1 protein-coding gene is annotated in these 2,281 nt (G+C 46.0%); it reads right to left on the reverse strand.

The features are described from left to right. On the reverse strand, positions 1-2,281 hold a 2,281-nt coding region (locus tag ACI3UA_RS06355; protein WP_439723983.1), incomplete at both ends, for a helicase-related protein.

The raw sequence follows: 2,281 nt of genomic DNA on the forward strand, positions 1-2,281 counted from the left end.
ATATCCCTCCTGAGTTATCGCACGATCCTCATCCATAACGGACTGGATTTGCAGTTCCAGCTCCTTCTGCTTGGCAGTCATTTCCTTCAGCAATTCCTCCTTTTCAAAAGGCTTTTGCAATTCCTGCTGGGCAAGCTCAAAATCATGCTTCAACTGATCCAGCCTTTTTGTTTGATTTTTAATGTCACTGTATATCTGCTCAATGGCATCATCCATACGCGTTATATTGTACGTATCTACGCCAGACAAATTGCATTCCTGCTGACCTTTGTAGCTGAGTACAATATTAGTCAACCCTGTCCGCAGTTCATTACGCATCGTTAAAGCCAATCCCCTGTAATGCCCCTTTACCTTGGTTAAATCGCCTTTAGCTGCCTTCATAAGTGCCTGCCCAGCCTCCTTCTTGTCAATATATGTCTTGCCGTTCAGCTCCAGCGAAAATAAAATCTCGCCACTTTCCATCTTTATGGTATTGGCTTCCGCCTGCCGCTTCATATCCTGCAGCTTTTCAATATTGGCTTCCAGGGACTTTATCTGCAGTGGATATTCCATCTGGCATTTTCTCTTGAGCTTGTCCTGGGCAGTCAGATAATTAGACTTATCAATCTCCAATCTCTTGACCTGATTATCAACTTCCATTTTCTCCTTAATAAGCGGATTGCCTGTGGCACATGCCTTTACTTCTGCATAGGACAAGGTTACTTCATCGCAATCCTCCGAGGTACGCGTCGGCACCTTAGAAGTCATGATCTGGGATATAAATCTCTGCTTATTCTCCAAAATCTGCCACATATACGCATCAAAAGTACCCTCAGTGATATACCGAAAAATCTTCACACTGGCATTGCTATTTCCTCGCCGAACTATACGGCCTTTACGCTGTTCCAAATCCGACGGTCTCCACGGCACATCCAGGTCATGGGTGGCAATGAGCCTGTCCTGCACATTGGTGCCCACTCCCATCTTATCCGTAGAACCTAACAGGATTCGCACCTCACCTTTCCTTACCTTGTCAAACAAGGCCTCTTTCTGCGCATCAGTCTTGGCATCGTGTATAAAGGCAATTTCTTCAGCCGGTACTCCATTGGCAATCAGCTTTGACTTGATGTCATCATAAACGTTGAATTTTCCTGATGTATTCGGTGTGGACTTATCGCAGAAAATCAGCTGTGTGGCCTTGTCCTCGCTGTTTTCCCTGTACAATTCCAGCACATTGCTGACACACTTATTTACCTTGCTGTCTGGATTATCAGGCGCATCCGGCTGCATAATCCGCTGATCAAGAGCCAGCAACCTTCCTTCGTTGGTGATTTTCAGCATGTTATCCTCCGTGCTGTCCACCAGCTTGTCACGCACTGCCTTGGCACGTTCAGCCAGCATATTGACCATTTCCTTCTGCAGCGGTGTAGGCTTCATACGCTCCACGATAATATTTTCCTCTGGAACCGGCAAATCCAGCATATCAGAAGTCTTAATATCAGCAATCTCCTTAAACATGGCCATAAGCTCCGGCAGATTCTGAAACCTGGCAAACTTGGTACGCTCCCGGAACCCCTGTCCCTCCGGATTGATTTCCATATCCGTTTCCTGCTGCCCGAAATTTGCAGCCCAGGCATCAAAAAAACCAAGGCCGCTTTCCTTCAATGTCTCAGGCTGCAGATAACGCTGCATGGTATACAGCTCCGTCATGCTGTTAGATACCGGGGTGCCTGTGGCAAATACAAGGCCGTGGCAATTAGTGATTTCATTGATATACTTACACTTCTGATAGAAATCCATCGTCTTATCCGCCTCAGTCGTCTGAATACCGGCCACATTGGACAACTTGGTAGGCGTATATAAATTTTTGAAGTAATGCGCCTCATCCACATAAAGCCTGTCAATACCCAGATCCTCAAACACAACAGTCTGATCCTTCTTTTCCTGCTTGTTCATGGACATGAGCTTTGATTCCAGCTTCTTTTGCGCACGCATCATCTGCTTGACCGTGAAATTGTTTTTGCCATACTCATCGGCATATTCTTCCATCCCCTCAATAATCTCATTAATCTGTTCCTGCAGAATAATCTTCTGCCTTTCCAGGCTTAATGGAATTTTTTCAAACTGGGTATAGCCCATGATGATGGCATCCCAATTCTGGGTAGCTATTTTTGAACAGAACTCCTCCCGGTTTTTGGCCGTAAAGGTCTTGTCTGTGGCCACAAGCACCTTTGCTCCCGGATATAGCCTCTGAAAATCCTCTCCCATCTGCTCTGTGAGATGCTTCGGCACGACAATCAGG

Origin of the sequence: Anaerovibrio sp. (genome assembly GCF_051866355.1) — a bacterium.
Taxonomy (GTDB): Bacteria; Bacillota; Negativicutes; order Selenomonadales; family Selenomonadaceae; genus Anaerovibrio.